The following is a 25081-nucleotide window of genomic DNA, read 5'->3' on the forward strand; positions in this document are numbered from 1 at the left end:
GCTGCCGATCGAGCGGATGAAAAAAAAGAGCTTTGAGCAAGGGGTGACATAGAATCTCCTTGGCGCGCTTGAGTAGAGAGCTATTCTTTACCTTAGTGAAATGCCCGGTGTCCGGTCATTTCAAGGCTACCCCCTGTAACCATTCCGCCACCTGATGTCGCACGAGATTATTATTATCTTTGTCTTGCTGCTTGCCATCGTGGTGCTGTTTGCGGCGGAAAGGCTGCCGGTGGATGTCATTACGCTGCTGGCGCTGTGTGTTCTAACAGGAACACGTATTCTGACTCCGGCCGAGGCGTTTGCCGGTTTCAGCAATGAGGTGATCATCATGCTGGGCGCCATTTTTGTACTCGGGGGAGCCTTGCAACACACCGGGGTGCTGCACTTCGGGGCGGCACTACTATTGCGTCTAGCAGGCAGCAACGCGCGGCGACTCACCGCCTACCTGATGGCGGCTTCGGCTTCGGTGTCCGGTTTCATGAACAATACCACGGTGGCAGCCGTTTTTGTCCCCCCGGTTTCCAGCCTCGCGCAGTGCTCCGGTATCAGTGCTTCGAAGTTACTCATGCCGCTGGCCTTCGCCTCGATCATCGGCGGCACCTGCACCCTGATAGGCACCTCCACCAATATTGCCGTCAGCGGCTACATCGCGCGCGCGGGGCTCGAGCCCCTGGGGATGTTCGAAATCCTGCCCGTCGGGCTGGTGCTGCTGGTGGCGGGTATCGCTTTTATGGTGACGCTCGGCAATAGAATGCTTCCGACGCATGCCAATGACGCGGTCAACGATGCCGCCGAACTCCGCAACTACTTCACCGAGGTCAGCGTGTTGCCGAGTTCGCCGCTGGTCGGCGAGCGCGCCTTCGACTGGGAGCTCTCCCTGGTTGGTTTCAGGTTGGTTCAGATCATACGTGGCGGTGAGTCACTGGCGATCGACCCCCATACGGTGATCCGGGCGGGCGACGGGTTGATCATCGAGGGCGATGCCGAGCGACTGCGCCAGGTTTCCAAAATCGAGGGTCTGGTGTTCAAATCAAAAGTTGACCCTGAGGAAATCGAGTCCGACTACCCGGGCGCCGACCTGCTTGTGGTCGAAGCCATCGTGCTGCCGGGTGGTGAGCTGACCGGGGCGACACTCAAGGAGGTGCAGTTCCGCCAACGTTACGGGGCGAGTGTGCTGGCGGTCAACCGGGGCGGCCAGCCGATACTTGAAAGTCTCGCCACCGAACGCCTGCGCCAGGCGGACGTGCTGCTGCTGCACGGCCCCGCAGAGCGGATCGAGGAGCTGCGGCGGCCCGGTGCCCACCTTCGTCTGCTAGGCGATGATGCCGCCCCCATGTCGCCCGCCACGGACAGCCGACGCGGCTGGGCGGTGCTGGCGATTTTTGCGGTGGCGGTCGCCTGCGGTGGCTGTGGCCTGCTGCCGATGTCGGTGGCATTCCTGTGCGGCGCCGTGCTGGTGATTCTTTCAGGCTGTATTCCTGCCGAAAAGGCACGTGAGTTCATCGACTGGCGTCTGCTGATCCTCGTCGGAGGTATGACTGCGTTCGGGACCGCGATGGAGAAGACCGGTGCTGCGGAGCTGCTGGCCTCGTGGGTGACCGGTGCGCTCTCCCCCTACGGGGTCTCCGCGGTGCTGGCGGGTTTTCTACTGCTCACCATTGTCTTGACGCAGCCGATGTCAAACGCGGCGGCGGCACTCGTTGTGCTGCCGGTGGCGATGGCGTCGGCCGCCGAGTTGGGGGCGGACCCGCGCACCTTTGCCATCGGTGTGATGTTGGCCGCATCCATTTCCTTCATTGCCCCCCTTGAGCCGGCGTGTTTGCTGGTCTATGGTGCCGGCAAATACCGTACGCTCGACTTCATTAAAATCGGTGGCTTGCTGACCTTGCTGCTGGTGGTGATTGTCCTGCTCATGCTGCCGCTCCTCTGGCCCCTCTACCCATGATCACCATCCTGTTTCTCATCCTCGGTCTCGTTGTGCTCACCGTTGGTGCGGATTTTCTTGTGCGCGGCGCGTCGGCGATTGCGGCCCGGCTCGGCCTGAGCGCCCTGGTCATCGGACTGACCGTGGTCGCCTTCGGCACCAGCGCGCCGGAGCTGGCGGTGTCGGTAAAAGCCTCGCTCGCCGGCCAGGGCGGGATTGCGGTCGGCAACATTGTCGGCTCTAACATATTCAACGTCGCCGCCATCCTCGGCATCTCCGCACTGATCTGTCCGCTCGCGGTGAACCTCAACATAATCCGCAGGGACATGCCGATCATGCTCGCTGCCTCGGTGCTGTTTGTGCTTTTGCTGACCACCGGCGGCGAACTGGCGCGCTGGGAGGGTTTGTTGATGTTTGCGATTCTGTTAGTCTATACAAGCTGGTCGATCCGTGTTTCAAAACGGGAGCTCTCCGCCGGGATGGAGATCGTCCTGCCGGACGGCGCGGGCCCGACTCCACCGGGCCGCCCGCTGGTGTTCAGTGTCGGCCTGGCACTGGTCGGGCTGGTGATGCTGGTGGTCGGTGCGAGGTTGTTCGTCGACAATGCCTCCGCCATTGCGCGTGTGCTCGGATGGAGCGAGGCCGCAATCGGGCTGACCATCGTCGCCGCGGGCACCTCGATGCCGGAGCTGGCAACCTCGGTGGTCGCCTCAATACGCCGCCAGACGGACATCGCCATCGGCAACGTCGTCGGCTCCAACATTTTCAACCTGCTCTGCATCGGCGGCCTCGCCGCATCGGTGAACCCGCTGGAGACCGGCGGTGTGCGGCTGGTCGATTTTGGAGCGATGCTGGTCACCTCCGTGATACTGCTGCCGCTGATGCGCAGCGGCTTCCGCATCAGCCGCGCCGAGGGCGCAGTCCTGATCGCCCTGTTCCTCGCTTACCTCTGGTTGGTCTGGCCGTGAACGAGTCGTTGCCAGCTTGATTGGCGGTTCCACTTCGGGGCCTTTGCGACTGAGGTCGCGAAGCCCATCGCGCAAGCGGGCTGGTGAGAAAATAAGAAATTTCTAATGTCCCGGGGGCGGGTTTCTAATGGTACGGTGGCATGATTCACTCACCATGAAACAGAAACTATTCTCCATCACCATCGCCCTCGCTGCCCTCACTGTTACGACAGAGGCGGCAACCACCGTTCAGAATCTCAACCGCACCTATCAGAGTGAGTCCAATGCGGCGAACCGATACCGGCAATTTGCCAGCAAGGCCGATGCCGAGAACCTCAGGCAAACTGCGAAACTCTTTCGGGCAGCCGCAGTGTCCGAGGAGATCCACAGCAAGATCGTCGCGCGGGCCATCGTGAAAATCGGTGGTCGAATCGATACTTTCAAGCTCGATGCAGTCACGCCCGGCACCACTGCGGAGAATCTCCAAAGTGCGATCAGGGATGAGACAGCGGAAAGCGGCACCGACTACCGTGGCTTTCTAACAATCGCCAAGGCCGACAGGGAGAAGTCCGCTGTCCGTGCATTCAACTATAGCATGCGTAGCGATAAAGAACTCGCGACGCTTTTTCAACACGCGCTTGACGACATCCGTGGAGAGACGTCCATCACCTGTTACGTGTGTGAGGATTGTGGTTTGGTAGTGATCAAGCTACCAGAAAAGAAATGTCCCATCTGTCGCGAGGGATTGAAGGAGTTCAAAATCATCAACTAAGCCATCGTCATGAAAAAAAACATACTCGTTTGGGATCTGCCGCTGCGTTTGTTCCACTGGACCTTTGCCGGCTCGCTCACTGTGGCGCTCGCCATCGGATTTCTGGTGGATGATGATAGCCCGGTTTTTCAACTGCACACGCTTTTTGGACTGGTTGCGGCGTTCGCGCTGGTGATTCGGGTTCTCCTGGGGGTGGTGGGGTCGCGACACAACCGCTTCTCCGCCATGCCGCTGAGACCTGGCGCTGTGGTGACTTATTTTTTGGGGACATTGACCGGCAAGGCGCGGCGCTACATCGGGCACAACCCGGGATGTGCGCTGGCTGCCATGGTGATGTTCACCCTTGTTCCCTTACTGATTGTATCCGGCGCGGGGTGGCTGGGTGAAATCGGCGAGGAACTCCACGAGGGGCTGGCGATCGCCCTGTTGGCAACAATAGCAGCCCACCTTGCGGGTATCATCTGGCACACACTGCGCCATAAGGAGGCCATCGGCATGTCGATGGTCACAGGTCGCAAGAAAGGTCCGGAGGAGGAAGGGCTGGCAAACGCCCGCCCAGGATGGGCTATCGTTATGCTGGCCGTCGGCATCGCCTGGGTCTGGGCACTTTTTTCCAGCCACGATCCCAGGGCTGAGACTGTCCGGATTCCCCTCACCGGAATCGTGCTTGATATTGGTGAATACGATGGCGGGGAATATACGGACGACGATGATGATGATTGAAAAACTTCCCACCCAAGCCTCCCTCTGTTATATTCCTACTATGAGGATTCTCGTAGCGGAAGATGATCCCAGGCTGCGTTCCCACTTGGTCGATGCCCTGCGATCGGCGGGGCACACGACCGATGAGACGGGGGATGGCGGGGAGGCGCTGTGGCTGCTGGGCGAGCACGATTATGGCGCCGCCGTCCTGGACATCATGATGCCGGGGCGCGACGGGGTCAGCGTCACCCGCGCCGCCCGAGCGCGCGGTTTGCGCACGATCATTCTGCTTGCCACCGCGCGTGGCGAGCTGAGGGACAAGGTCAGCGGGCTTGACGCTGGAGCCGATGACTATCTGGTGAAGCCATTTTCCACGGAGGAAATGCTTGCCCGCTTGCGTGCGTGTGAGCGCCGCCGCCGTCCCGAGTTGGGAAACATCCTGCGCGTGGCCGATCTTGAACTGGATCTTAAGTCGCGCACCGCCACGCGCGGCGGAGTTGAAATTGTGCTCACAAACCGCGAGTTTGCTCTGTTGGAAACACTGGCCGAGGCATCACCGCGCCCCGTTTCAAAAACCACTCTGATCGAGCGCGTGTGGGACCGGTATTTTGATTCGGGCACCAATGTCGTGAATGTTTATGTGAACTACCTGCGGAAAAAAATCGATACCCGCGGTCACAAGCCGCTCATTCACACGGTGCGCGGTGTGGGGTTTGTATTGAGGGAGGACGACGCGTCGTGAATTTCCGCCTCAGAATTGCCGCATGGTTCGGCGTTTCGCTGATGGGGCTCATCGGGCTGATGATTGCCTCCGCTCACTGGCATCTTGACCAGGAACTGCGTGAGGACCGTCGGGACCGTTCCCACCCGGCTTATCCGGACTGGGTGATCCACGGCAGCTACACCGATGAGGAGGTCCATGACATTCTCGGCGAGCTGATGAAAACCTGGTTGTGGGTGGGCATACCGGCGGTCGCACTTTCGTTAGGCGTCGGTTTCCTGCTGGCCCGCCACTCGGTGCGGCCGATCCGGAAAATCAATGACAAGTTGAATGATCTGACAACAGACACCATGCGGGCGGGCATCGTCACTCCGGAGGATGATCCGGTGCTGACGGACCTGGTGGCGCACATCAATGCATCCCTCGATCGCGCGGGAGCGGCATACGAGGAGATGGCTGGATTTTCCTCGCGGGTTGCGCATGAATTGCGCACGCCACTGACCCTGCTGCGGATGAAGATTGAGCAGTCCAACAGCGGATTGTCCGGCGGGGTGCAGGAGGAGCTCCAGGACGAGCTCGCGAGGCTCTCCCGCTTTGTGGAACGCTCTTTGTTGGCGGCTAAGGCAGCGAGCGGCACGCTTGAAGTTACTGCGGAACGAGTTGATGTTACCACGCTTCTCGATGACATAGGCGAAGGTTACCGGATGTTGGCGGATGAAAGGAAGCTGGAGTTCGTCTGGCACACTGCGCCCGGGTTGGAAGCTTTTACCGATGCTGATCTGTTGCGCCAGGTAATACACAATCTTCTCGGTAACGCATTACGCTACGCCTGTTCCAAGGTCGAGGTCGCGGCTATGTTGGAAGCAGGTGTTCCCGTGGTGACCATTTCTAACGATCGCCATCCCAAGCCCCTGTCCCCGGACGGTCTCGGTCTCGGTCTGCGGCTGGTAAGGGGGATATGCAGCAGCACGGGTATGCGTATTGAAACAGAGACCCAGACGGAGGGGTTCATCGCCGTGCTCCGCGTGGTGGATTTTTCCTAATCCCCAAGGCTGTAAAACAGCCAGCTAAATGAATTTGACTTAGCCCCTCAGCCGAATAGCCTCTAACCGCATGGCTAAGAAAGTCGCTAAGAAGGCAGCTAAAAAGGAGGCCGCCAGGAAACCCGTGAAATCCTTCGAGGAATCGCTGTGGGAAACCGCGACCAAGCTGCGCGGCAGCGTCGAGTCGTCCGAATACAAGCACGTCGTGCTCTCGCTGATCTTCCTCAAGTTCGTCTCGGATAAATTTGAAGAACGCCGCGCCGAGCTGATCGCGGAGGGTAAGGACGACTACCTCGACATGGTCGAGTTCTACACCATGAAGAACGTTTTCTACCTGCCGGAGACCTCCCGCTGGTCCTACATCCAGCAGCATGCCAAGCAGGGCGACATCGCGATCAAGATCGACTCCGCCCTCACCGCGGTGGAGAAGAGCAATGCTTCGCTCAAGGGCGCCTTGCCGGACAACTACTTCTCCCGACTCGGGCTCGATGGCAGCAAGCTCTCCGCCCTCATCGATGCCATCAACAACATCGACACCGTCGCGGACAAGGAGGAGGACACCGTCGGCCGGGTCTACGAATATTTCCTCGGCAAGTTCGCCGCCTCCGAGGGCAAGCTGGGGGGCGAGTTCTACACTCCCAAGTGCGTCGTCAATCTGATTGCCGAAATGATCGAACCCTACAAGGGCAAGATCTACGATCCCTGCTGCGGTTCGGGTGGCATGTTTGTGCAGTCGCTCAAGTTTGTCGAAAGCCACCACGGCAACACCAAGGACATCTCCGTTTACGGGCAGGAAATGACGTCCACCACCTACAAGCTGGCCAAGATGAACCTCGCCGTGCGCGGGCTCTCGGCCAACCTTGGCGAGGTCCCCGCCGATACCTTCTTCAAGGATCAACACCCCGACCTCAAGGCCGACTACATCATGGCCAATCCCCCCTTCAACCTGAAGGACTGGCGCGGCCCCGATGAATTAGTGCACGACGGACGCTGGAACGGCTACGAGACCCCGCCCACCGGCAATGCCAACTACGCCTGGATTCTCCACATGGTGAGCAAACTCTCCGAAAACGGCGTCGCCGGCTTCGTCCTCGCCAACGGGTCCATGTCCACCAACACCAAGGGCGAAGGCGAGATACGGAAGCAGTTGATTGAGAATGGTTTGGTTGACTGCATGATTGCGCTTCCGGGGCAGTTGTTTTTCACGACTCAGATTCCGGTGTGTCTTTGGATTCTGCGGAAGCCTGGGAGCAATGGAGCTCCCGCTCCATTATCTTCACATTCATCATTAAAGGACGGAGCAGGAGCTCCATCCCTCCCAGAAACCCTTTTCATCGATGCTCGCAAAATGGGCAGCATGATATCGCGCACGCAAAAGGAATTGTCGGCGGAAGACATCGCGCAAATCACAGACACTTATCACGCGTGGCGCTCTGGGAGCAATGGAGCTCCAGCTCCGTCGTCTTCAAGCATCACAAAGGACGCAGCAGGCGCTACGTCGCTCCCAGCCTACCAAGACAAAGCCGGATACTGTAAGTCGGCTACCTTGGAAGAAATCAAAAAGCACGACTACGTGCTCACGCCAGGCCGCTATGTCGGTGCGGCGGCGCTGGAAGACGACGGCATCCCCTTCGAAACCAAGATGACTGAGCTGAGCCAGACGCTCTACGCACAGATGGACGAATCAAAAAAGCTCGATCAAACCATCACTGAAAACCTTAACTCCCTCGGCTATGGCAGGAAAATCATCTGAGCGTGTCGGCTAACTACTCAAACAAACAGAGAAATGCATTGGTGCTTTATTGATGAAAGTTGGAGAGACGGGGTTGACGAGAAAATTGGTGTTCTCGCGGCAACGGTCGGCCCAGCCCGGGACTTCCAAAAGCTCGATGCCAAAATGTATCAAGTCAGAAAGAAATACCTCGGTGAAGACCACGCGAAAGACAGGACCAGCGAACTCAAAGGCACTCAGCTTCTCTCCAATAATAGTTTCAAAATGCTCGACCAACATGGTTTCTCCAAAAATCTCTGCGTTGTTCGTGAAATCCTGGAATTCGTCAAAACGACCCAAATTCGCTACATCGGCGTCACGGTTTACGGGAATAAAAAACCCAGCCTCCTTGCCCCTCACGCCCGGGATCTAGCCCGCCCATTCAAAGAACTCTGCTACAAGCTGGAAGCCGCCATTCCTCGCGGACAGGCTGGGATTATCGTCTTTGACCAAAGAGTCGGTGCTCAAGAAGGTATCTCGGTAGCCATCTCAAATTACCTATCAGGGATTCCAGGAAGAAAAAAACTCCATCCTGATCCTCTTGTCGGAGTCTCCAACGTGCACGCCGGTCTTCAGCTGGCCGACATCGCAGCATTTATTTTAGGCAAACGAGCCGCTCAAGATAAGCGCATAGAACCTTTTTACCGCATCCTTTCCGCCTCAAAACTTGAGACCACCAATTCACAGGGAAAAACTATCTACGGCTTCGTCCGCTTTCAGCAGCATGAAGACGGACGTTTCACGATCCGAAAACACCGATGAGCAGACAAAAAAAAGAGAGCCGGGTCCTTTCGGGAAGAAAGGGTATTGGCACCGGGCAGGTCCCACTCCGACTCTGTGAAGACGGATACGCCATCCCACGGCCCCTTGCAAGTAAGAATCTGAAATTTAACTTTTCTTTACCGTCTAATTTAGGAAGTCATAAAAATTCAGCGCTTTGCATTCATCACTCAACATTCGCCGCAGGCGTCAACCTGGAGGGGGGGGTGGAGTATGGGAGGTGATCTAATCCGGGAATATCGCCCCCTTCGTGAGTGCACTTCAACTGGGAGTGTTTCATACGGAATTGTTCAGCCCGGTTCACACGTTGAAAACGGAGTTCCAATCATCCGAGTAAACAACATCAATGATGGGAGCCTTGATGTAACCAGCCCGCTAAAGGTTGATCCTCAGATTGATGAAAAACACCGTAAAACCCGACTAGAAGGGGGAGAAGTATTATTGAGTTTAGTTGGCACCACTGGTCAATGTGTTGTCGCTGGACCGGAGCTGAATGGGTGGAATGTTGCTCGTGCTATCGCAGTGATTAAACCCGCTCAAGGAATCAGCGCCGAATGGCTCAGTATCTGCCTTAAGACCCCAGCAGCGCAGCATTATCTAGACAATCGCGCAAACACCACAGTTCAAAAAACACTGAATCTAAAGGATGTTCGTGAGATCCCAATAATGAGGGTTTCTGAATCTGAAGAACGCTACATCCTTGAGTGGTGGACAACTCTTAATGACAAGATTGAGTTGAATCGGCGGATGAATGCGACGCTGGAAGGGATGGCGCAGGCGCTCTTCAAAAGCTGGTTTGTGGACTTTGACCCGGTGATCGACAATGCCCTCGCCGCCGGCAATCCCATCCCCGACGAACTCCGCCTGGGGGCACGGAGCTCCAGCTCCGTGAATCCCCCTAGCAAGGGCAAAGCTGGAGCTTCGCCCCTCCCGGACCCACGCTTTCCCGCCGCGTTCCAATTCACCGAATCCATGGGCTGGATTCCGGAGGGGTGGGAAACCCAGCCTCTCTACGACATCGCAAATTTCGTCAACGGAGCAGCTTACAAGGGAGCCGATTTTTCAGATTCCCCCGACGCATTGCCAGTCATCAAGATCGCTGAGATCAAAGCGGGAATCACTGCGCAGACGAAATTCACCGAGGTCAACAAAGGCGAAAAATACAGAGTCGAAGATGGAGACATTTTGCTTTCGTGGTCTGGCAACCCCGACACCTCAATCGACACCTTCATTTGGACTGACGGACCAGGCTATCTAAACCAGCACATCTTCAATGTCTGCCTGCACGACGAGTCGGATAGATATTTTGTGTATTACCAGCTCAAGTATCTTCGCTCCACCTTTGCCGAGATCGCCAGAGACAAGCAAACCACGGGGCTCGGCCACTTCACGGCGGGAGACATGAAGCGGCTAATGGTATTCAAGCCGTCAGCGCCTCTGCTAGAACAGTTTAACGCGACTGTTTCATCGATATATCTGAGAGGCTACGAGAATCTACTAGCCACTAAAACCCTCAACAAGCTCCGGGACTCTCTTCTCCCAAAGCTTATCTCAGGAGAAATTCAAACCATTTAGTCCCATGTCTACAGTAAAATCATATTCCGTTGGGAACGGTGACACGTTCTACATTGAACATAATTCAGACAATTTTACGATTATTGACTGTAATTTGAGGAGCGCAGACGAAAATATAGACCGAATTCTCGATGAGCTTGCCGCCCTTTCCGGCAAAAAGGGAATCACCCGATTTATCTCAACGCACCCTGATGACGATCATATTCACGGCTTAGAAAGTTTGGACGAACGAATTGGCATCCTCAATTTTTATTGTGTGGCCAACGAAGCTACCAAGCCATTTCAAGATGAGCATTTTGATTTCTATAAATCACTCCGCGACTCAACCAAGGCATTCAACATCTACAAAGGATGTTCCCGAAGGTGGATGAATGCAGAAGACGACGAACGGAAGAGTGCTGGCATCAATATCAAATGGCCTAAAGTAGATAATGAATGCCATAAAAAGGCACTTCAAACCGCGAAAGAAGGAAAGGGTTACAACAACATGTCGGCTATTGTCCGATACTCCATCAACAATGGACCCTCCTACCTTTGGATGGGAGATCTTGAGAACGCTTTTATGAAAAACATCGAGGATGAAGTCGATTGGGTGCAAACAACCATCCTATTTGCACCACACCATGGGAGAAAATCCGGAAAGGTGCCTCAAAGCATTCTTGAAAAAATTGCGCCAAAAATAGTCATCGTTGGTGAAGCTGAAAGCTCAGGATATTTGGACTATTACGACGGCTACAACACCATCACTCAACTATCGAAAGGCGACATCGTCTTCGAAAATGACGGGGACTACGTCCACATTTACACCTCCAAGGATAGCACCGTCAAATTCTTAGAGGACAAAAATAGAAAAAGGAACGGATACTATTATCTGGGTTCCCAAAAAGTATAGCTATGGAAGAATTACTTAAAAAAATTACCAGCTACAACATTCTCAACAATCTTCTCCCTGGAGTTGTATTGGTTGCGGCATTCCCAGACTCAGAGATTTCGAAGTTTTGCACCTCGAACTCTTTCTTTGGCGCCATAATTTGCTATGTAACTGGTGTTGTCGTGAGCCGTATTGGATCACTGCTCTTAGAGCCTGCCCTTAAAAAAATCGCCAAACACGAACCCTACGCAGACTTCATTGCCGCGTCTACTAAGGATCCGAAAATTGCTGAGTTATCCGAGACTAACAACACGTTTCGCACTCTTGCTTCAACTGGCATTTGTTACATGGCAATCGTTGGTATGTCGGCAGCAGATTCAAACTGGTCACTCTTATCGACCTATCCTGTGACGACAAAGATTGTCTGCGCAGCGCTACTGTCAGGATTATTCGTATTTTCTTACCGCAAGCAGACTGATTACATCTGCAAACGAGTCAGGGCTGCTTGTGACTCTGAGAAGGTGTAAAACCGTTGTCCTTTAAAAACATGGTAGTCTTAAAAACATGAAATTCACCGAAGCCCAACTTGAATCAGCGATCATCGAACTCCTCGGAGTCGAGGGCAGCGAACCCAAGGGGTTCGAGTGATGAATTATGAATGATGAGTGCTGAATGGATGAGATTATTCCCCCTAAATTTTTTCACAAAAAGACCCTTCAATTTGTGAAAAAAAATGTTATTACATAGGCATGCAATCCATTAAAAATAAGACATCTGCAAGGATATACGGCAATCAGAGGGGTTGGGCGTTTTCCAAGATTGATTTTTTGGATCTGGGGAGTGATGCCGACATCCGAAAAGCCCTCTCTGGATTGGCTAAAAAAGGAACCATTCGCAGGGTTTTACGAGGGATCTATGATTACCCCCGGATCAGTAAACTTCTCGATACAGAGATGGGGCCGGATCTGGACCAACTTGCGCGAGCCCTGGCCCGCAGATCCGGTTGGCGGATTCAGCCCTCGGAAAACACCGCACTCAATCTCTTAGACCTCTCCACTCAAGTTCCCGCTCAGAGCGTTTACCTATCCGACGGCCCAAGCAAAACCTATGAGATCGGCAAGCAGCAGCTTGTTTTCAAGAAAAGACCCCTCAAGGAATCGGTTTTCAAACACAAGGAAAGTGAACTCGTGGTGCAAGCGCTGAAGGCATTAGGGCAAGAACGCATCGATGAAGAAGTCCTGCAAAAACTGGCTGGCACATGGTCGCCGAAGTTATGGCAGAAAATTCTTCGTGACGCCAGGACAGCTCCGGCCTGGGTCTGCGATGTGATCCGAAAAATCAAAAAAGAGAAAACGCTATGAAATTTACCGAAGCCCAACTCGAATCAGCCATCATCGAGCTTCTCGAAGCCGAGGGTTACCCGCACGTCTTAGGCGAGGCGATTGAGTTTTAAGATTGCCAAACGTCACACTCTATAGACAATGTGTAACAATTACCGACATCCCAATGCCGTCCCATCTCCAGAAAAAACTCACTGCCCTCGCCTCTGCTCATGAGGTGCTGACGACGGCGCAGCTGCTGGAGGCTGGCATTTCCGACCAGAGTATCACGCGGCTTGTTGCCCAGGGAACGCTGGTGCGTGTGCGGCGCGGGATCTACGAGCACGCAGATTGCCCTGTGAGTGAACATCACGATCTGATTCAGGTGACCAAAAGTGCTTCTCGTGCTGTCATTGTGTTGCTGAGTGCCCTGCGATTTCACGAAGTTGGCACCCAGTCACCGCATGAGGTCTGGATTCAACTTCCGGCCCAGACGCGGGTTCCCAAGATCGACTGGCCACCGATCCGGGTCATCAGAACCCGGGTGACCGCACTTCAGACTGAGGGCGTGGAGCATCACCAGCTGGGCGGCACCGAGGTCGCCATCACAACACCGGCGCGCACCGTGGCGGATTGCTTCAAGCACCGCAACAAACTCGGCATCGATGTCTGTGTGGAGGCTCTAAAAGAAACCCTCAAAGATCGCAAGGCAACGATCGGAGAGATGGGTGAAATGGCCAAGCTGCTGCGGGTCGGCAAGGTGATGAAACCTTACCTGGAGGCGATGATATGAAGAATGTCTCCGCCTCCGTTCGCGCCCGACTTCTCAATCTCTCACGTGCAAATGGGGTGCCACTCCATGCCTTGCTGGAGCAATATGCCACCGGGCGTTTCCTCTATCGGCTCGCCCAGAGTGAATATCGCGAGCGCTTCGTGCTTAAAGGAGCGCAGTTGTTCCGGATTTGGCAGGCTGAGCAGCACCGTCCTACCCGTGATCTTGACTTGCTCGGGTACGGGGACGCCACGGAAGCAGCCGTGCAAAACATCTTTACCGAGCTAACGCAAATGTCCGTGGAGCCAGCCGATGGCCTCGAGTGGGGAGATGTCTCCGTTTCCTCCATTCGTGATGATGTCGCTTATGGCGGCGTGCGGGCCACGGTGATGGTGCATCTGGCGGGAGCACGTCTAAGTCTTCAAATCGACGTAGGATTCGGCGATGCCATCACACCGGCTGCGGTGGAGAGAGACTGGCAAGAACTTCTCGATTTTCCCAGCGCCTGCCTATTGGTGTATCCTCCTGAGACGGTTGTGGCAGAGAAGCTGGAGGCCGCAGTGACACTGGGGATGGATAACAGCCGCATGAAAGACTTTTACGATCTTCACTGGCTGCAGGCGCACTTGAGCTTTGATGGCAACATCCTTACCGAAGCCATCACCAAGACCTTCGCGCGGCGCGACACGGAAATCCCACAAAACACTCCCCTCGCTTTGACAGCAGAGTTCTCATCTGATGCGCAAAAGCAAATACAGTGGCAGGCCTTTCTGCGAAAAGCACAGCTCACCGCCACGCCACTCGATAACATCATCGCCAATCTCTCCAATTTTCTTCTTCCCGTGATCAAGAAAGAAGTGTGCAATCATCACTGGAACCTGTTAGGTGGCTGGCAGCCAACCGATCTATCCCCATGAAATTCACCGAAGCCCAACTCGAATCAGCCATCATCGAGCTTCTCGGAGTCGAGGGCTATCCGCACGTATTGGGCGAGGCTCTGGGAGAACGTAGCTCCCGCTGCGTTTTATCTAAAAAGGATGGAGCGGGAGCTCCATCCCTCCCAGGAGTTCTCATCAAGGCCGACCTGCGCGCCTTCCTCTCCAAGCAATACGCGGCGGACCACATCACGCCGCAGGAAATCGAGGCGGTGATCAAGCAGCTCGAAGCCTACCCAGCTGCCGATCTTTACGAGAGCAACAAGGCGATCATGAAGCTGGTCTCGGATGGTTTTCTGCTGAAGCGGGAAGACCGCAGCCAGAAAGATCTGTATATTCAGTTGATCGATTACTCGGAGCTGGTGGCGTTTCGGGAACCGAGTTCCGGCGAGGTGCCGACCATCGTGGCGGAGGATGCTAGAGAATATAACGCAGCGGGAGCTACGTTCTCCCAGAACATTTTTAAGATCGTCAACCAGCTGGAGATCATCGGCTACGAGAAGCGCATCCCGGACGGCATCCTCTACATCAACGGCCTGCCCTTGGTGGTGTTTGAATTCAAGAGCGCGATCCGCGAGGAGGCTACGATTCACGATGCCTACGTGCAACTCACCGTGCGCTACAAGCGCGACATCCCCGAGCTACTGAAATTTAACGCGCTCAGCGTGATTTCGGACGGAGTGAACAACAAAGTCGGCTCTCTTTTTGCCCCTTACGAATTTTTCTATGCATGGCGTAAGACGGACGGCAGCGACTTGATCGAGAAGGACGGCATCAACTCTCTTTATTCGATGATCCAAGGCTTGTTTCACCCAACGCGCCTACTGGATGTCATTAGAAACTTTGTTTACTTCCCTGATACGTCGCGTCGAGAAGACAAAATAGTGTGCCGCTACCCGCAATACTATGCGGCGACGAAGCTGTATCGGAACATCCTGCAGCACATGAAGCGTCCTGATGGCAAAGGGGGCGATGGCAAGGGCGGCACCTACTTCGGCGCGACGGGCTGCGGCAAGAGCTACACCATGCTGTTTCTGGCGCGGCTGCTGATGAAGAGCGTGGATCTCTCCAGCCCGACGATTGTGCTGATCACCGACCGCACGGATCTGGACACTCAGCTGTCGGGAACCTTCACCAATGCCAAGGGCTACATCGGTGATGAGTCGGTCATCAGCGTGGAGAGCCGCGAACATCTGCGGGAGCTACTGAAGGGGCGCAACAGCGGCGGGGTATTTCTCACCACGATTCACAAGTTCACCGAGGATACGGAGCTACTAACGGAGCGCACCAATGTGATCTGTATCTCGGACGAGGCGCACCGCAGCCAGGTGAACCTGGATCAGAAGGTGTTTGTTGATGAAAAATCCGGCGAGGTAAAGAAGACCTTCGGCTTCGCCAAGTATCTGCACGACTCGCTGCCAAACGCAACCTACGTCGGCTTCACCGGCACGCCGATCGATGCCACGCTGGATGTCTTTGGCGAGGTGGTGGACTCCTACACCATGACCGAATCGGTGGCCGACGAAATCACCGTGCCCATCGTTTACGAAGGCCGCGCCGCCAAGGTAATCCTCGACAACAGCAAGCTGGAGGAGATCGAGAAATACTACGACGAATGCGCCGACGCCGGAGCGAGCGACTACGCGATCGAGCACAGCAAAAAGACAATGGCCAACATGGGCGCCATCCTCGGCGACCCGCAACGCATCGAGGCACTGGCGGCGGATTTCGTGGCGCACTACGAGAAACGCGTCGAAGAAGGCTCCACGGTGGCAGGCAAAGCGATCTTTGTCAGCAGCAGTCGCCAGATTGCTTATGATTTCTACAAAGCGGTGATCGCGCTCCTGGGAGAACGTAGCTCCCGCTGCGTTGATTTTTTAAATAAAGATGGAGCAGGGTTCACCACCTCATTTGGCCTCCCTGAAGAATGGCACAAGGGAAACCTTCCTCATCGGGATAAAAAAGGACTCATCCAAGCCATCACCTTCCGCATGGCCGACAGCCTGCCTCAGAGTCTTCTCAAAGAAATAGAAGCCAAGCTAGCAAGTTTGCCCGATGACCAAAAGCGCCTGGAGCTCCGCAAACAATACCAGACGCAGCTCGATAAAGGCCACGGGTGTTGTGCTCTTGCGCATCGGAGTATGGCAGAGGTTATGTTGGATGCTCTCAAGTTCCACGATGGTGAGATGTATGATCTGTTAGCCTGGAGCATCATGCCGAACCATGTGCATGTATTGATCAAAGCCAACGCGGACCTGCCTAGGATCGTTCAGTTGTGGAAGTCATTTACTGGCAAATGGGCACTTAAAAACAAGGCGAAGTTAGGTATCCCTGCGGGCACGAAACAATTTTGGCAAAGCGAGTATTGGGATCGGTTTATACGTAGCGAAGAGCATTTTAAAAATGCGGTGAGGTATATTCTTAACAACCCTGGCAAGGCTGGATTTGGGGAGGGGTCGATCCCTGTCTGGTACACGGGGCATGCGTTGGTAGATAGGACGAAGCGGGAGCTTCATCCCTCCCAGATCAAGATGGTGATGACGCGAGGCAAGGACGACGAGAAGGCACTCTACGATCTGCTCGGCAACAAGGACGAGCGCAAGAAGTTCGACACCCAGTTCAAGAAGGCGGAATCCAATTTCAAGATCGCCATCGTGGTGGACATGTGGCTGACGGGCTTTGATGTGCCTTTTCTCGATACCATTTACATCGATAAGCCAGTGCAGCGACACAACCTGATCCAGACGATCTCGCGGGTGAACCGGAAGTTCGAGAACAAGCAGAAGGGCTTGGTCGTCGATTACATCGGCATCAAGAAGCAGATGAATCTGGCGCTGGCGCACTACTCCAAGGCGGACAGCGGCAACATCGAAGAGATCGAGGCCTCGATCATCGTGGTGCGGGACCACCTCGACCTGCTGGCGCGGATTTTCCATCAGTTTGATACCAAGCCCTACTTCAGCGGCACCCCCGTAGAGCAGTTGCACTGCCTGAACCGGGCGGCGGAATACGTGCAGCTCACCGACAAGATCGAGAAGCGGGTCATGTTCCTGGTGAAGCGCCTGAAAGCCGCCTACGACATCTGCAGCGGCAGCGATGTCTTCACCCAAACGGAGCGCGACCACATCCACTTCTACCTGGCGGTGCGCTCCATCGTCGCCAAGCTGACCAAGGGCGAAGCACCCGACAGCGCCCAAATGAACGCCAAGGTGCGCGAGATGATCTCAGCGGCCCTGCAGAGCGATGGCATCGAGGAGATCTTCAAGCTCGGCGAAGACGGCGCGTCAGAGATCGATATCTTCGGCGACGACTACCTCAACAAGATCGAGAAAATCAAACTACCCAATACCAAGATCAAGCTGCTGCAGCAACTGCTCAAGCGAGCCATCGAGAATTTCAAAAAGGTCAACAAAGTGAAGGCTTTGGATTTCACGAAACAGTTTCAAGCGCTAGTGAATAAATACAACGAGCGTAAGGAGAAGGACGTCCTGCGCAGTGAGGTTCTGGAGGGCTTTTCTGATCTGATCACTGATGAACTTTTTCAGCTCATCGGGAAACTAAAGACCGAGATGAATTCCTTTTCGGATCTGGGCATCGATCTGGAAGAGAAATCCTTCTACGACATCCTCAAAACCCTCGCGCACAAATACGATTTCGACTACCCCGAGGACAAACTGATCGCACTGGCGAAAGACGTGAAAACAGTGGTCGACGACAAAGCCAAATACACCGACTGGAGCCAGCGCGCCGACATCAAGGCCGAGTTAAAGGTCGATCTGATCATGCTCCTGGCAAAGCACGGCTACCCGCCGGTGGATAAGGACGAGGTTTACAAGGAGATCTTCGAGCAGGCGGAGAACTTTAAGAAGTATCAGACTCAGTGAAGAACATCGCTGAAATTGTCATGAGCCTCAAAGCCACTCTGGAAATATTCGAAGTGGAAGACGCTCTCAACTCTGATACTTAGGAACAGCAATGCCCGAAGAAACATCCCCCAACGAAACCGACAAATCCCCGCCGGAAAGAACAGCCGGTTCGGGTGATGGAGATGAAACCAGGGAGCCCGGGGAAAATACGCTGGAGAACTGGTTCGCAGGAGTTGGTGCTGGCATGAAAGACATGTTCCAAAAGCTCATGGATCAGGTCCCTCCTGGGCAGCGTAAAAAAATCATCGCGCAAGTCCGCGCCCATGGCCCCGGGTCGGCAGCGGTCGCCGTCAATGCCGCAGCCATGAAGGCACGAAGTTTCAAAGTGAAGCTCGCGCTCAAAGGACTGGGGAAACTACTCCAGGTTCTCGATTCCAAAGTCCCCAAGAAGTGACTTTTTCATATGAAAATGGGGCAATAGAAAAAGGCAAAAGAGCCTGACATCAGCAACCACTGAGATATCCACGAGGAGTTCAGCCCGTCTGATGCGCATCTCTAGCATTCACCCTTTCTTTTTCAAGAAATCCACCACGTCCTTGATGCTGGGGATTTTGAGTTTGCCGGATTTGTCCTCGATGACGAAGACGACGCGTGAGGTGGTGCCGTGGGCGACGATGTTGGCGAGGTAGCGGCCGGGGGCGAGGCCAAAGTGTGACCTTTCAACACCGAACCCGCCATTTTGTTACCAATAGGCTTGCTAGAATGGCACTTCGCCATGCAGCTCTCTGATTTCCTCCTCATATCGATCTGCCTCTAGTTGTAGGGACTTGATTTCTTCCAGAATGGCTTCCCTCTGAGCTTCGATGGCCTGACCGACAACTGAGGGGTCTTCCTCGGCACTCTGGTAGAGTTCATAATCTGGGCTGGCTTTGAGTGCATCGAGTGCTTCGATTATCTGGAGTATGCTTGCCTGCAGGTGCTCATAGAGCGCACGGAGTTCTTCCAATCTCTTGGAATCATCCAGAGAGATGGCTATCCACCCCTGCTGAAGGATAAAGGCCTCAGGGTTGCCGGCTATGGTCTCGAGAAGATCAATATCACCTCGATCCCGGGCGTGGTTGATGGCTTGGGTAAGTTTCTCGTAGGTTTGTCTCTTTTCCGGATCGTTGTCGTATTTATCCGGGTGGAACATCCTGACGAGCTTCTTCCAAAGCGATTTCAGCCGTATGGTCTCTTCTTCTGTGAGCGCCTTCTTACCTTCGAGTTCCGATGATGTGGAGTCGTATTCATGATCCTTGGCCTTCTTTTCCTCACGATATTCATTCCCAGCTTCCTCGGCAGCGTCCTCGCCTTCAGAGAGTAGGCGCTCGATAAAGGCGGTCCGATACTGGATGAGGATTTTTAACCGGTCACGCTCCTGATAGATGGGGCGTAAGCTGGTGAAAAGCTGTGCGTTGATTGAATCGACCTTGGATTTTTCCACGCCAAATTCAGCTTCCAGCCCAGCAAGCCGGTCCCGTGCTATTTCGATGAGTCTCTGGTAATGCTCTGCTTCCAAGTGCTGGTAGATGACCATTCCGCGCTCTGCATTTCCAAAATCTGATTGAAAATCCACATCCACATAGGTTTCATTCATAAAATCTCCCGATGCAAGTTGATCGAGATACCAGCGGCCCATGCTCGCGCTTTTTGTGTTTGAAGAATTCGCCAGCCATTCCAGCCAGGACTTGATTGCAGGATCGTTCTGCGCTTCGTAGAACGGTCGGCCTTTGAATTTACCGAAGGGTATGCGCGAAGGATGCCATTCTGCAGTAACATAAGCCTGTAGTTCCTCCCATGAGTCCAGACCTCGTTGGTGCGCGATTGGACGAAGTATATCGAACATGAGATCCGCTACTGTATCGACATCTCCCAGCGCGGTATGTGCGCCACGTTCAGGGAGTTTGAAATACTGCCTGAGGGTTTGTAGTTTGCAGTTACCCGCCGGAACCGGGTCAAGGAGCCTCTCAGTTAAGCGGTAGGCACAGAATCCCTTGTGACCTACTGGGGCAATGCCGAGCCGCTCCCACTCGGGGATAAGCACCTGATCCCAGTCATAGGAAAGATTGTAAGCTACGACCGGGCGACCGTCTACATATTCGGAGAAATCCCGGTAAACGTCTTCTGGCGGGTCGCCGTCACGTTCCAGAATTTCTCGGGTGTAACCATTAACGCGTGATGCCTCGGGCGGGATCTCACATCCATGGTCAATCATGCGTCTGAAGGGCTCGCCCGTTTTCTCCCAGCCCTGCATTTTTTGAGCCGCTATCTCCACCGCATACACAGGCTTTTTGAAACCTGTTGTTTCCGTGTCGATTAGTATCCAGTTGGTGTTGTCCATGGTTTAGAAATTTTGATCGGGACTTTGAATGAGACGAGTTGTATCTGTGTCGTAATCAATGACAATTGGATAGTGAAGAGGTGTTATGTCTAGTTTTTGCAGTTTGTTGTTTTCACATTGAAGAACTTCCAACTGTGGCGCGTAGCTGAGGACGAGTTCGTTGAGTTCGTTGTCGTAACAAGTGAGATGCCTCAGCTTAGGAACTGGTCTGAGGAGGAGTTCGCGGAGTTGGTTATTGTCACATTCAAGATATGTTAACTCAGGCACATAACTGAGGTTGAGTTTGCTGAGTTGGTTATTGTGACATTCAAGATATGTTAACTCAGGCACATAACTGAGGTTGAGTTTGCTGAGTTGGTTATTGTTACAAGCAAGATATGTTAGCTTAGGCACGTAGCTGAGGTTGAGCTCACTAAGTGGGTTATCATTGCAACGAAGCGTCTCCAGCTTAGGAACTGGTCTGAGGTTGAGTTCATTGAGATGGCTATTGCTACAATCAAGATTTTTCAACTTAGGCACATGGCTGAGGTCGAGATTGCCGAGTTGATTGCCATGACAGGTAAGCTTTTCAAGGTCAGGAACCTGGCTGAGGTCAAGTTTGCAGAGTTGGTTGTGGAAACAATCAAGATTTTTCAACTTAGGCACATGGCTGAGGTTGAGCTCACTAAGTGGGTTATATTCACAACGAAGCGTCTCCAGCTTAGGAACTGGTCTGAGGTTGAGTTCATTGAGATGGCTATCGCTACAATCAAGATATGTTAGCTTAGGCACGTAGCTGAGGTTGAGCTCACTAAGTGGGTTATCTTCGCAACGAAGCGTCTCCAGCTTAGGAACTGGTCTGAGGTAGAGTTCATTGAGATGGCTATTGCTACAATCAAGATTTTTCAACTTAGGCACATGGCTGAGGTCGAGATTGCCGAGTTGATTGCCATAACAGGTAAGCTTTTCAAGGTCAGGAACCTGGCTGAGGTCAAGTTTGCAGAGTTGGTTGTGGCTACAATCAAGCACCGATAATCTGGGTAAGGAGCTAATATCAAGCTCACTAAGGTCCATTCCGGTGATTATCAACTCGATAATAGCAAGACCTTCGATTGAAGGGAAGTCTTTGATTTGCCGAAGTGCATGACCCATCGAAGGGAAACCTGTTATTTGCGGAATAGAGCGATTCTCGATGTTAATTTTTGTGAATTTTCCTGTCTCTATCTCCGCATCAAGGTGAAACAGAACCTCCTCGGGGCTTTTATTGCACTGCTCTGCCCAGTAGCAAACAAGCTGGTAATCCGGGGTGCATAGTTCGTGCTCACCAATTCGGTGGAGCTTGCTGAGATCCTTGCTGGTCTTGATGTGAACCAAGGAACGACTTACCATCTCAGACAAAGCACGGGAGTCGTCGCCAACAGGCTTGGCTAAGAAGTTTCCTTTCAGGATCTGAAGTTCGTTGTTAGCGTCTTGTGGTTCCTCTGTCATGGTTATGTGATTACTTCCCTAGCAGGGACGCTAGCAGCAACGCAGACCGCGGAAAAGTATAAAGTGGGGTTGTCACCTGCGCAACGGCAACTTAATCAACATCTTTCCGCACAAAGCACTGGTTGGTTCAATGCAGTGGATTTGACAGGGTTGTTTTCTAACGAATAACAGGCGGCCTCTCAATTCTCCGCTTGACGGCCATAAAGGATCTCATTATCTTGCCACAGTAACTTGATTATATTGTATTCTTGGAAATATCCTCCATTATCCATCTTCACGGAGAGTTGAATTATCGAATAATTCGATCGGAGGAAGAATTCTATTCGATATTTACGCCCCCTTCAAATATGCAAGATTACTTCGATGAGATTGGTATTGAACGGGAATACCCCATAATCCTTCTGGGGAAAATCTCAGTATCTCAGGGTCAGCAAGATCAAGGTATTGGAACAAGACTACTTAAAGATCTAGAGGAAATAGCTAGAGAAAAATCAGTGACTCTTATTTTCCTGAAGGTTGGTTGGCCATCTAATGAGAATAATAAAGAAGTTAGAACAAAAAACATGCACTTTTATAAGAAGTCGGGTTATGATATGGTGGAACCTGTAAATAAGCGATCACCTTCCTACAAGTTGGCACCTTTTGCTTTCAAAGAAATGGCGTAATAGGCTGGCTGGAAATAATCAATAAAAATGGAAGCCGCGGTAGCCAATCGCACACGGCGCCGGTTCTAATCTAACTGCAACACCAAACCCTCTGTCCAAGCTCGCCCCCCCGTGGAGTGGCTATGCTGGGACGATCCAAACATGAAGCCACTAGCACGAGTCGCAATCCCAGAATCATCGCCGCCGGAAGTCGTGGAGGCCATAAAAGAGTGCCTGACCAGGGCATACTCTTTTATCAAAATCGAATATGAATTGAAGGAAGGTATTAACCATCCAATGGCACTCAGCTTTGATCCCAAAGGCGTCGGCTTGGGTAGCATCGCCGGTGACAAGGATGCGCCTTCTCGTGCCATGATTGAAGGGATTCACAGTGCTGCGAATCGAGCTTTCCGAGCGGCAACTCTAGAAGGGTGAATCATGAAACTATACGAATACGAATTACCATAGTAGGGGTAAAAGAAGATGATGAAGGCTATGCAACGCTATCCCATGGTCGGCCAGTCACCAAACGAAAGAATTCAACACCCGTTCCGCCGACGTTGAGCGAATAGTGACATAAAGGATTGTCATTATACCAAAAAACCTCCCGCCTACCCGGTTAGACTGATATTTCTGATGCATCAAAGTCAAATTCAGCCTTGGAGATCTTACAGTCTAAATTCATGTTGCGAATGGTATCTTGGGTCGCCTGAGTAGCGTTAAAGCCTAAAATGACGCGCGTTATCTTACCCACTTTTAAGCATTTTGGTTGATTCGATGATGTAAAAGCTCTAATCTCGCGTTCATATGTCCAAGGCGATAGCTTGAACGAAAGTATATCTTTAACTGCCCTCATGCTTCTGTCTGGTTTCTTTATAAACTGTATATCATCCTTATATCTGATTGGCTCAAATGTAACCCCTGATGATTCATCTAAATCAAGATCTACCTCAATACATACTCCTTTGTGATTATTCGCGTAGTGAGACCAGAGTAACATATCATCTGGAACCATTGAGAAGCAGCAAATTTTTATCTTCCTCTTCTCATTCACAATTTGCAACAAACGGTCTTTCGTGTGTTCGTGGTCATAATAGCGAAAATAGCCCTCCATCGGATCATTCATCTTATCCCACGCAGAAAAATGAAATTCAGAAGATTTCAGTAAATCTGTAAGGTGTTCGTATTCGTCACTTCTGTATTTGTAGATTTTCATTTTTTGAATAACTGCGTATCTAACTTAAGGAAGAAAGTTGCTAGGCTTCTTTAGCTCAGTCCAGTGGAAAAGTGAAAAGTGAATGATCTGGATTTTTCCATAAGATGATTATCCATTTTGAAATCATGTGTAGATGGCTAAAAAAGGTGAGTTTTGGCTGTTAGATAAGATTCCCTTTCAGAAGGGGTGAGATGAAGCATTTTGAGGATGCCGGGTTACTTGATCTCGTAGCATTCACCCTTTCTTTTTCAAGAAATCCACCACGTCCTTGATGCTGGGGATTTTGAGTTTGCCGGATTTGTCCTCGATGACGAAGACGACGCGGGAGGTGCTGCCGTGGGCGACGACGTTGGCGAGGTAGCGGCCGGGGGCGAGGGGTTTTTTGTCCATGGTGGCGTTGAGCTTGGTGGACTTGGTGTTCTGGGCGAAGATGACGGCGGGTTGTTGGCCGGGCTGCATGACCTCGCCTTTTTCATTCACGGCGAAGGCGTTGACGATGAGCATGGGTGCCTCTTTTTCGATTTCCAGCAAGTCGTCCGGCTTGACCGCTTTGTCGATGACGGCGAAGAGGATGTTGCCTTCCTGCATCACCGCCTTCTGGCCGCCGATGGTGACATCGAAGGGGTAGAGCATGGGGCGTTTTTGCTCTTCGGCGTGAAGAGATGCAAAGAGTAAGGCCGAGAGTAAGATGAGGGTTTTCATTTTCGGTTGGCGGTGATTGGTAGGCGGTGACCGGTAGACAACGGCCTACCGGTTACTGCCCACCGTCCACTGGGATTACGGTTCGATGACCGCGTAGTCGCCGTCGTTGCGGCGATAGAGGATCTGGAGAACCCCGCGGCGTTCGTTGGTGAAGGCGATGAAGGGTTTGTCGGAGAGTTCGAGAGCCATGATGGCATCCTCCTTGACCATGGTGCGCAGGCGGTAGGACTCGCGGTGGATGATCATGGGTTCCGGATCATGTTCTGTCTCCTCGGCGTCATCATCCAGGTTGTTGAGGAAGTCAGCCGAATACACTTTCTCATCAAGGTGTTTGATGGTGTCGCCACGCCTGTTAGGTCGGTGTTTTTTCAGAAGCTTGGTTTTGTACTTACGCATACGCCGGGCGATCTTGGAGATGGTTTCATCGATGGCGGCATACATGTCCTTGCTGTCGGACGAGGCATCAATCACGATGTGATTGGCACAGAAGAGGATGATCTCGGCGTGGTGCCGGTTTTTGTGAACATCAAGAATGGCCTTGGCCTCGATGATCTTGGGGTAGTCGAGGTGGAGACCCTGGATTTTTTTGGTGGCGTAATCACGGAGCGAGTCGGTGATGTCCTCGTGACGAACAGTTACGGTTACTTGCGTATTAGCATTGGCTGATTGCATCG

23 protein-coding genes and 2 pseudogenes are annotated in these 25081 nt (G+C 53.0%); 20 read left to right on the plus strand and 5 right to left on the minus strand.

Features of this window, described 5'->3' with window-relative positions; translation table 11 throughout:
• The first annotated feature begins 154 nt into the window (after positions 1-154).
• The 18 genes and pseudogenes from H7A51_00875 to H7A51_00960 all read left to right on the plus strand — a co-directional run bounded on the left by H7A51_00875 (position 155) and on the right by H7A51_00960 (position 18452).
• Complete coding sequence (locus tag H7A51_00875) at positions 155-1945, plus strand: anion permease (protein MCP5534770.1); 1791 nt, start codon at positions 155-157, stop codon at positions 1943-1945.
• Positions 1942-2892, plus strand: coding sequence for a calcium/sodium antiporter (locus tag H7A51_00880; protein ID MCP5534771.1), 951 nt, complete (start codon positions 1942-1944; stop codon positions 2890-2892). The genes H7A51_00875 and H7A51_00880 overlap by 4 nt, the downstream gene beginning before the upstream one ends.
• Positions 2893-3046: 154 nt before the next feature.
• Positions 3047-3643 carry a rubrerythrin family protein gene (locus H7A51_00885; protein ID MCP5534772.1) on the plus strand — a complete coding sequence of 199 codons (597 nt, stop codon included), beginning with the start codon at positions 3047-3049 and terminating at the stop codon, positions 3641-3643.
• Between the two features lie 9 nt (positions 3644-3652).
• On the plus strand, positions 3653-4366 hold the full coding sequence (locus H7A51_00890; protein MCP5534773.1) for a cytochrome b/b6 domain-containing protein: 714 nt from the start codon (positions 3653-3655) through the stop codon (positions 4364-4366).
• Between the two features lie 40 nt (positions 4367-4406).
• On the plus strand, positions 4407-5087 hold the full coding sequence (locus H7A51_00895; protein ID MCP5534774.1) for a response regulator transcription factor: 681 nt from the start codon (positions 4407-4409) through the stop codon (positions 5085-5087).
• A complete protein-coding gene (locus H7A51_00900) occupies positions 5084-6109 on the plus strand; it encodes a hypothetical protein (GenBank protein ID MCP5534775.1) in 1026 nt (341 codons plus the stop codon). Before H7A51_00895 ends, H7A51_00900 begins: the two co-directional genes overlap by 4 nt.
• Positions 6110-6179: 70 nt before the next feature.
• Entirely contained in the window at positions 6180-7862 is a 1683-nt protein-coding gene (locus H7A51_00905) for an SAM-dependent DNA methyltransferase (GenBank protein MCP5534776.1), read from the plus strand.
• A gap of 33 nt (positions 7863-7895) precedes the next feature.
• Positions 7896-8642 carry a DUF3800 domain-containing protein gene (locus tag H7A51_00910; GenBank protein MCP5534777.1) on the plus strand — a complete coding sequence of 249 codons (747 nt, stop codon included), beginning with the start codon at positions 7896-7898 and terminating at the stop codon, positions 8640-8642.
• Between the two features lie 684 nt (positions 8643-9326).
• Positions 9327-10235, plus strand: a complete 909-nt coding sequence (locus tag H7A51_00915) for a restriction endonuclease subunit S (protein MCP5534778.1) — start codon at positions 9327-9329, stop codon at positions 10233-10235.
• A gap of 4 nt (positions 10236-10239) precedes the next feature.
• Complete coding sequence (locus H7A51_00920) at positions 10240-11127, plus strand: hypothetical protein (GenBank protein ID MCP5534779.1); 888 nt, start codon at positions 10240-10242, stop codon at positions 11125-11127.
• A 2-nt stretch (positions 11128-11129) separates the two neighbouring features.
• A complete protein-coding gene (locus tag H7A51_00925; protein ID MCP5534780.1) occupies positions 11130-11633 on the plus strand; it encodes a hypothetical protein in 504 nt (167 codons plus the stop codon).
• 222 nt (positions 11634-11855) lie between these two features.
• A complete protein-coding gene (locus tag H7A51_00930) occupies positions 11856-12467 on the plus strand; it encodes a hypothetical protein (protein MCP5534781.1) in 612 nt (203 codons plus the stop codon).
• Between the two features lie 145 nt (positions 12468-12612).
• The gene (locus tag H7A51_00935; protein MCP5534782.1) at positions 12613-13218 is read left to right on the plus strand and encodes an AbiEi antitoxin N-terminal domain-containing protein; all 606 of its coding nucleotides are present in this window, start codon (positions 12613-12615) and stop codon (positions 13216-13218) included.
• Entirely contained in the window at positions 13215-14114 is a 900-nt protein-coding gene (locus tag H7A51_00940; protein MCP5534783.1) for a nucleotidyl transferase AbiEii/AbiGii toxin family protein, read from the plus strand. Before H7A51_00935 ends, H7A51_00940 begins: the two co-directional genes overlap by 4 nt.
• Positions 14111-15976, plus strand: a pseudogene (locus H7A51_00945) (HsdR family type I site-specific deoxyribonuclease). The gene H7A51_00940 and the pseudogene H7A51_00945 overlap by 4 nt, the downstream one beginning before the upstream one ends.
• Before the next feature lie 147 nt (positions 15977-16123).
• A pseudogene (locus tag H7A51_00950) lies at positions 16124-16561 on the plus strand (transposase).
• 102 nt (positions 16562-16663) lie between these two features.
• The gene (locus H7A51_00955) at positions 16664-18016 is read left to right on the plus strand and encodes a DUF3387 domain-containing protein (protein ID MCP5534784.1); all 1353 of its coding nucleotides are present in this window, start codon (positions 16664-16666) and stop codon (positions 18014-18016) included.
• Positions 18017-18107: 91 nt separating this feature from the next.
• Entirely contained in the window at positions 18108-18452 is a 345-nt protein-coding gene (locus H7A51_00960; GenBank protein ID MCP5534785.1) for a hypothetical protein, read from the plus strand.
• Positions 18453-18755: 303 nt separating this feature from the next.
• On the opposite strand, the gene H7A51_00965 is transcribed toward H7A51_00960, so the two are convergent.
• Together H7A51_00965 and H7A51_00970 are read right to left on the minus strand one after the other, a co-directional pair.
• Positions 18756-20378 carry an exonuclease gene (locus H7A51_00965; protein ID MCP5534786.1) on the minus strand — a complete coding sequence of 541 codons (1623 nt, stop codon included), beginning with the start codon at positions 20376-20378 and terminating at the stop codon, positions 18756-18758.
• A gap of 3 nt (positions 20379-20381) precedes the next feature.
• Entirely contained in the window at positions 20382-21845 is a 1464-nt protein-coding gene (locus H7A51_00970; protein ID MCP5534787.1) for a hypothetical protein, read from the minus strand.
• Between the two features lie 347 nt (positions 21846-22192).
• Here H7A51_00970 and H7A51_00975 point away from each other — a divergent pair, with 347 nt between their 5' ends.
• Both H7A51_00975 and H7A51_00980 read left to right on the plus strand, forming a co-directional pair.
• Positions 22193-22510 carry a GNAT family N-acetyltransferase gene (locus H7A51_00975; GenBank protein ID MCP5534788.1) on the plus strand — a complete coding sequence of 106 codons (318 nt, stop codon included), beginning with the start codon at positions 22193-22195 and terminating at the stop codon, positions 22508-22510.
• Between the two features lie 141 nt (positions 22511-22651).
• Positions 22652-22924, plus strand: a complete 273-nt coding sequence (locus H7A51_00980; protein MCP5534789.1) for a hypothetical protein — start codon at positions 22652-22654, stop codon at positions 22922-22924.
• Between the two features lie 184 nt (positions 22925-23108).
• Here the strand turns inward: H7A51_00980 and H7A51_00985 are convergent, their stop codons facing one another.
• The 3 genes from H7A51_00985 to raiA all read right to left on the minus strand — a co-directional run bounded on the left by H7A51_00985 (position 23109) and on the right by raiA (position 25079).
• Positions 23109-23705: a DUF2971 domain-containing protein gene (locus H7A51_00985; protein MCP5534790.1), complete on the minus strand. Its 597-nt coding sequence runs from the start codon at positions 23703-23705 to the stop codon at positions 23109-23111.
• 234 nt (positions 23706-23939) lie between these two features.
• Positions 23940-24407, minus strand: coding sequence for a hypothetical protein (locus H7A51_00990; protein ID MCP5534791.1), 468 nt, complete (start codon positions 24405-24407; stop codon positions 23940-23942).
• 75 nt (positions 24408-24482) lie between these two features.
• Positions 24483-25079 carry a ribosome-associated translation inhibitor RaiA gene (raiA, locus tag H7A51_00995; protein MCP5534792.1) on the minus strand — a complete coding sequence of 199 codons (597 nt, stop codon included), beginning with the start codon at positions 25077-25079 and terminating at the stop codon, positions 24483-24485.
• Positions 25080-25081 lie beyond the last annotated feature (2 nt).

Source organism: Akkermansiaceae bacterium, assembly GCA_024233115.1.
In the GTDB taxonomy this organism is placed as follows: domain Bacteria; phylum Verrucomicrobiota; class Verrucomicrobiia; order Verrucomicrobiales; family Akkermansiaceae; genus Oceaniferula.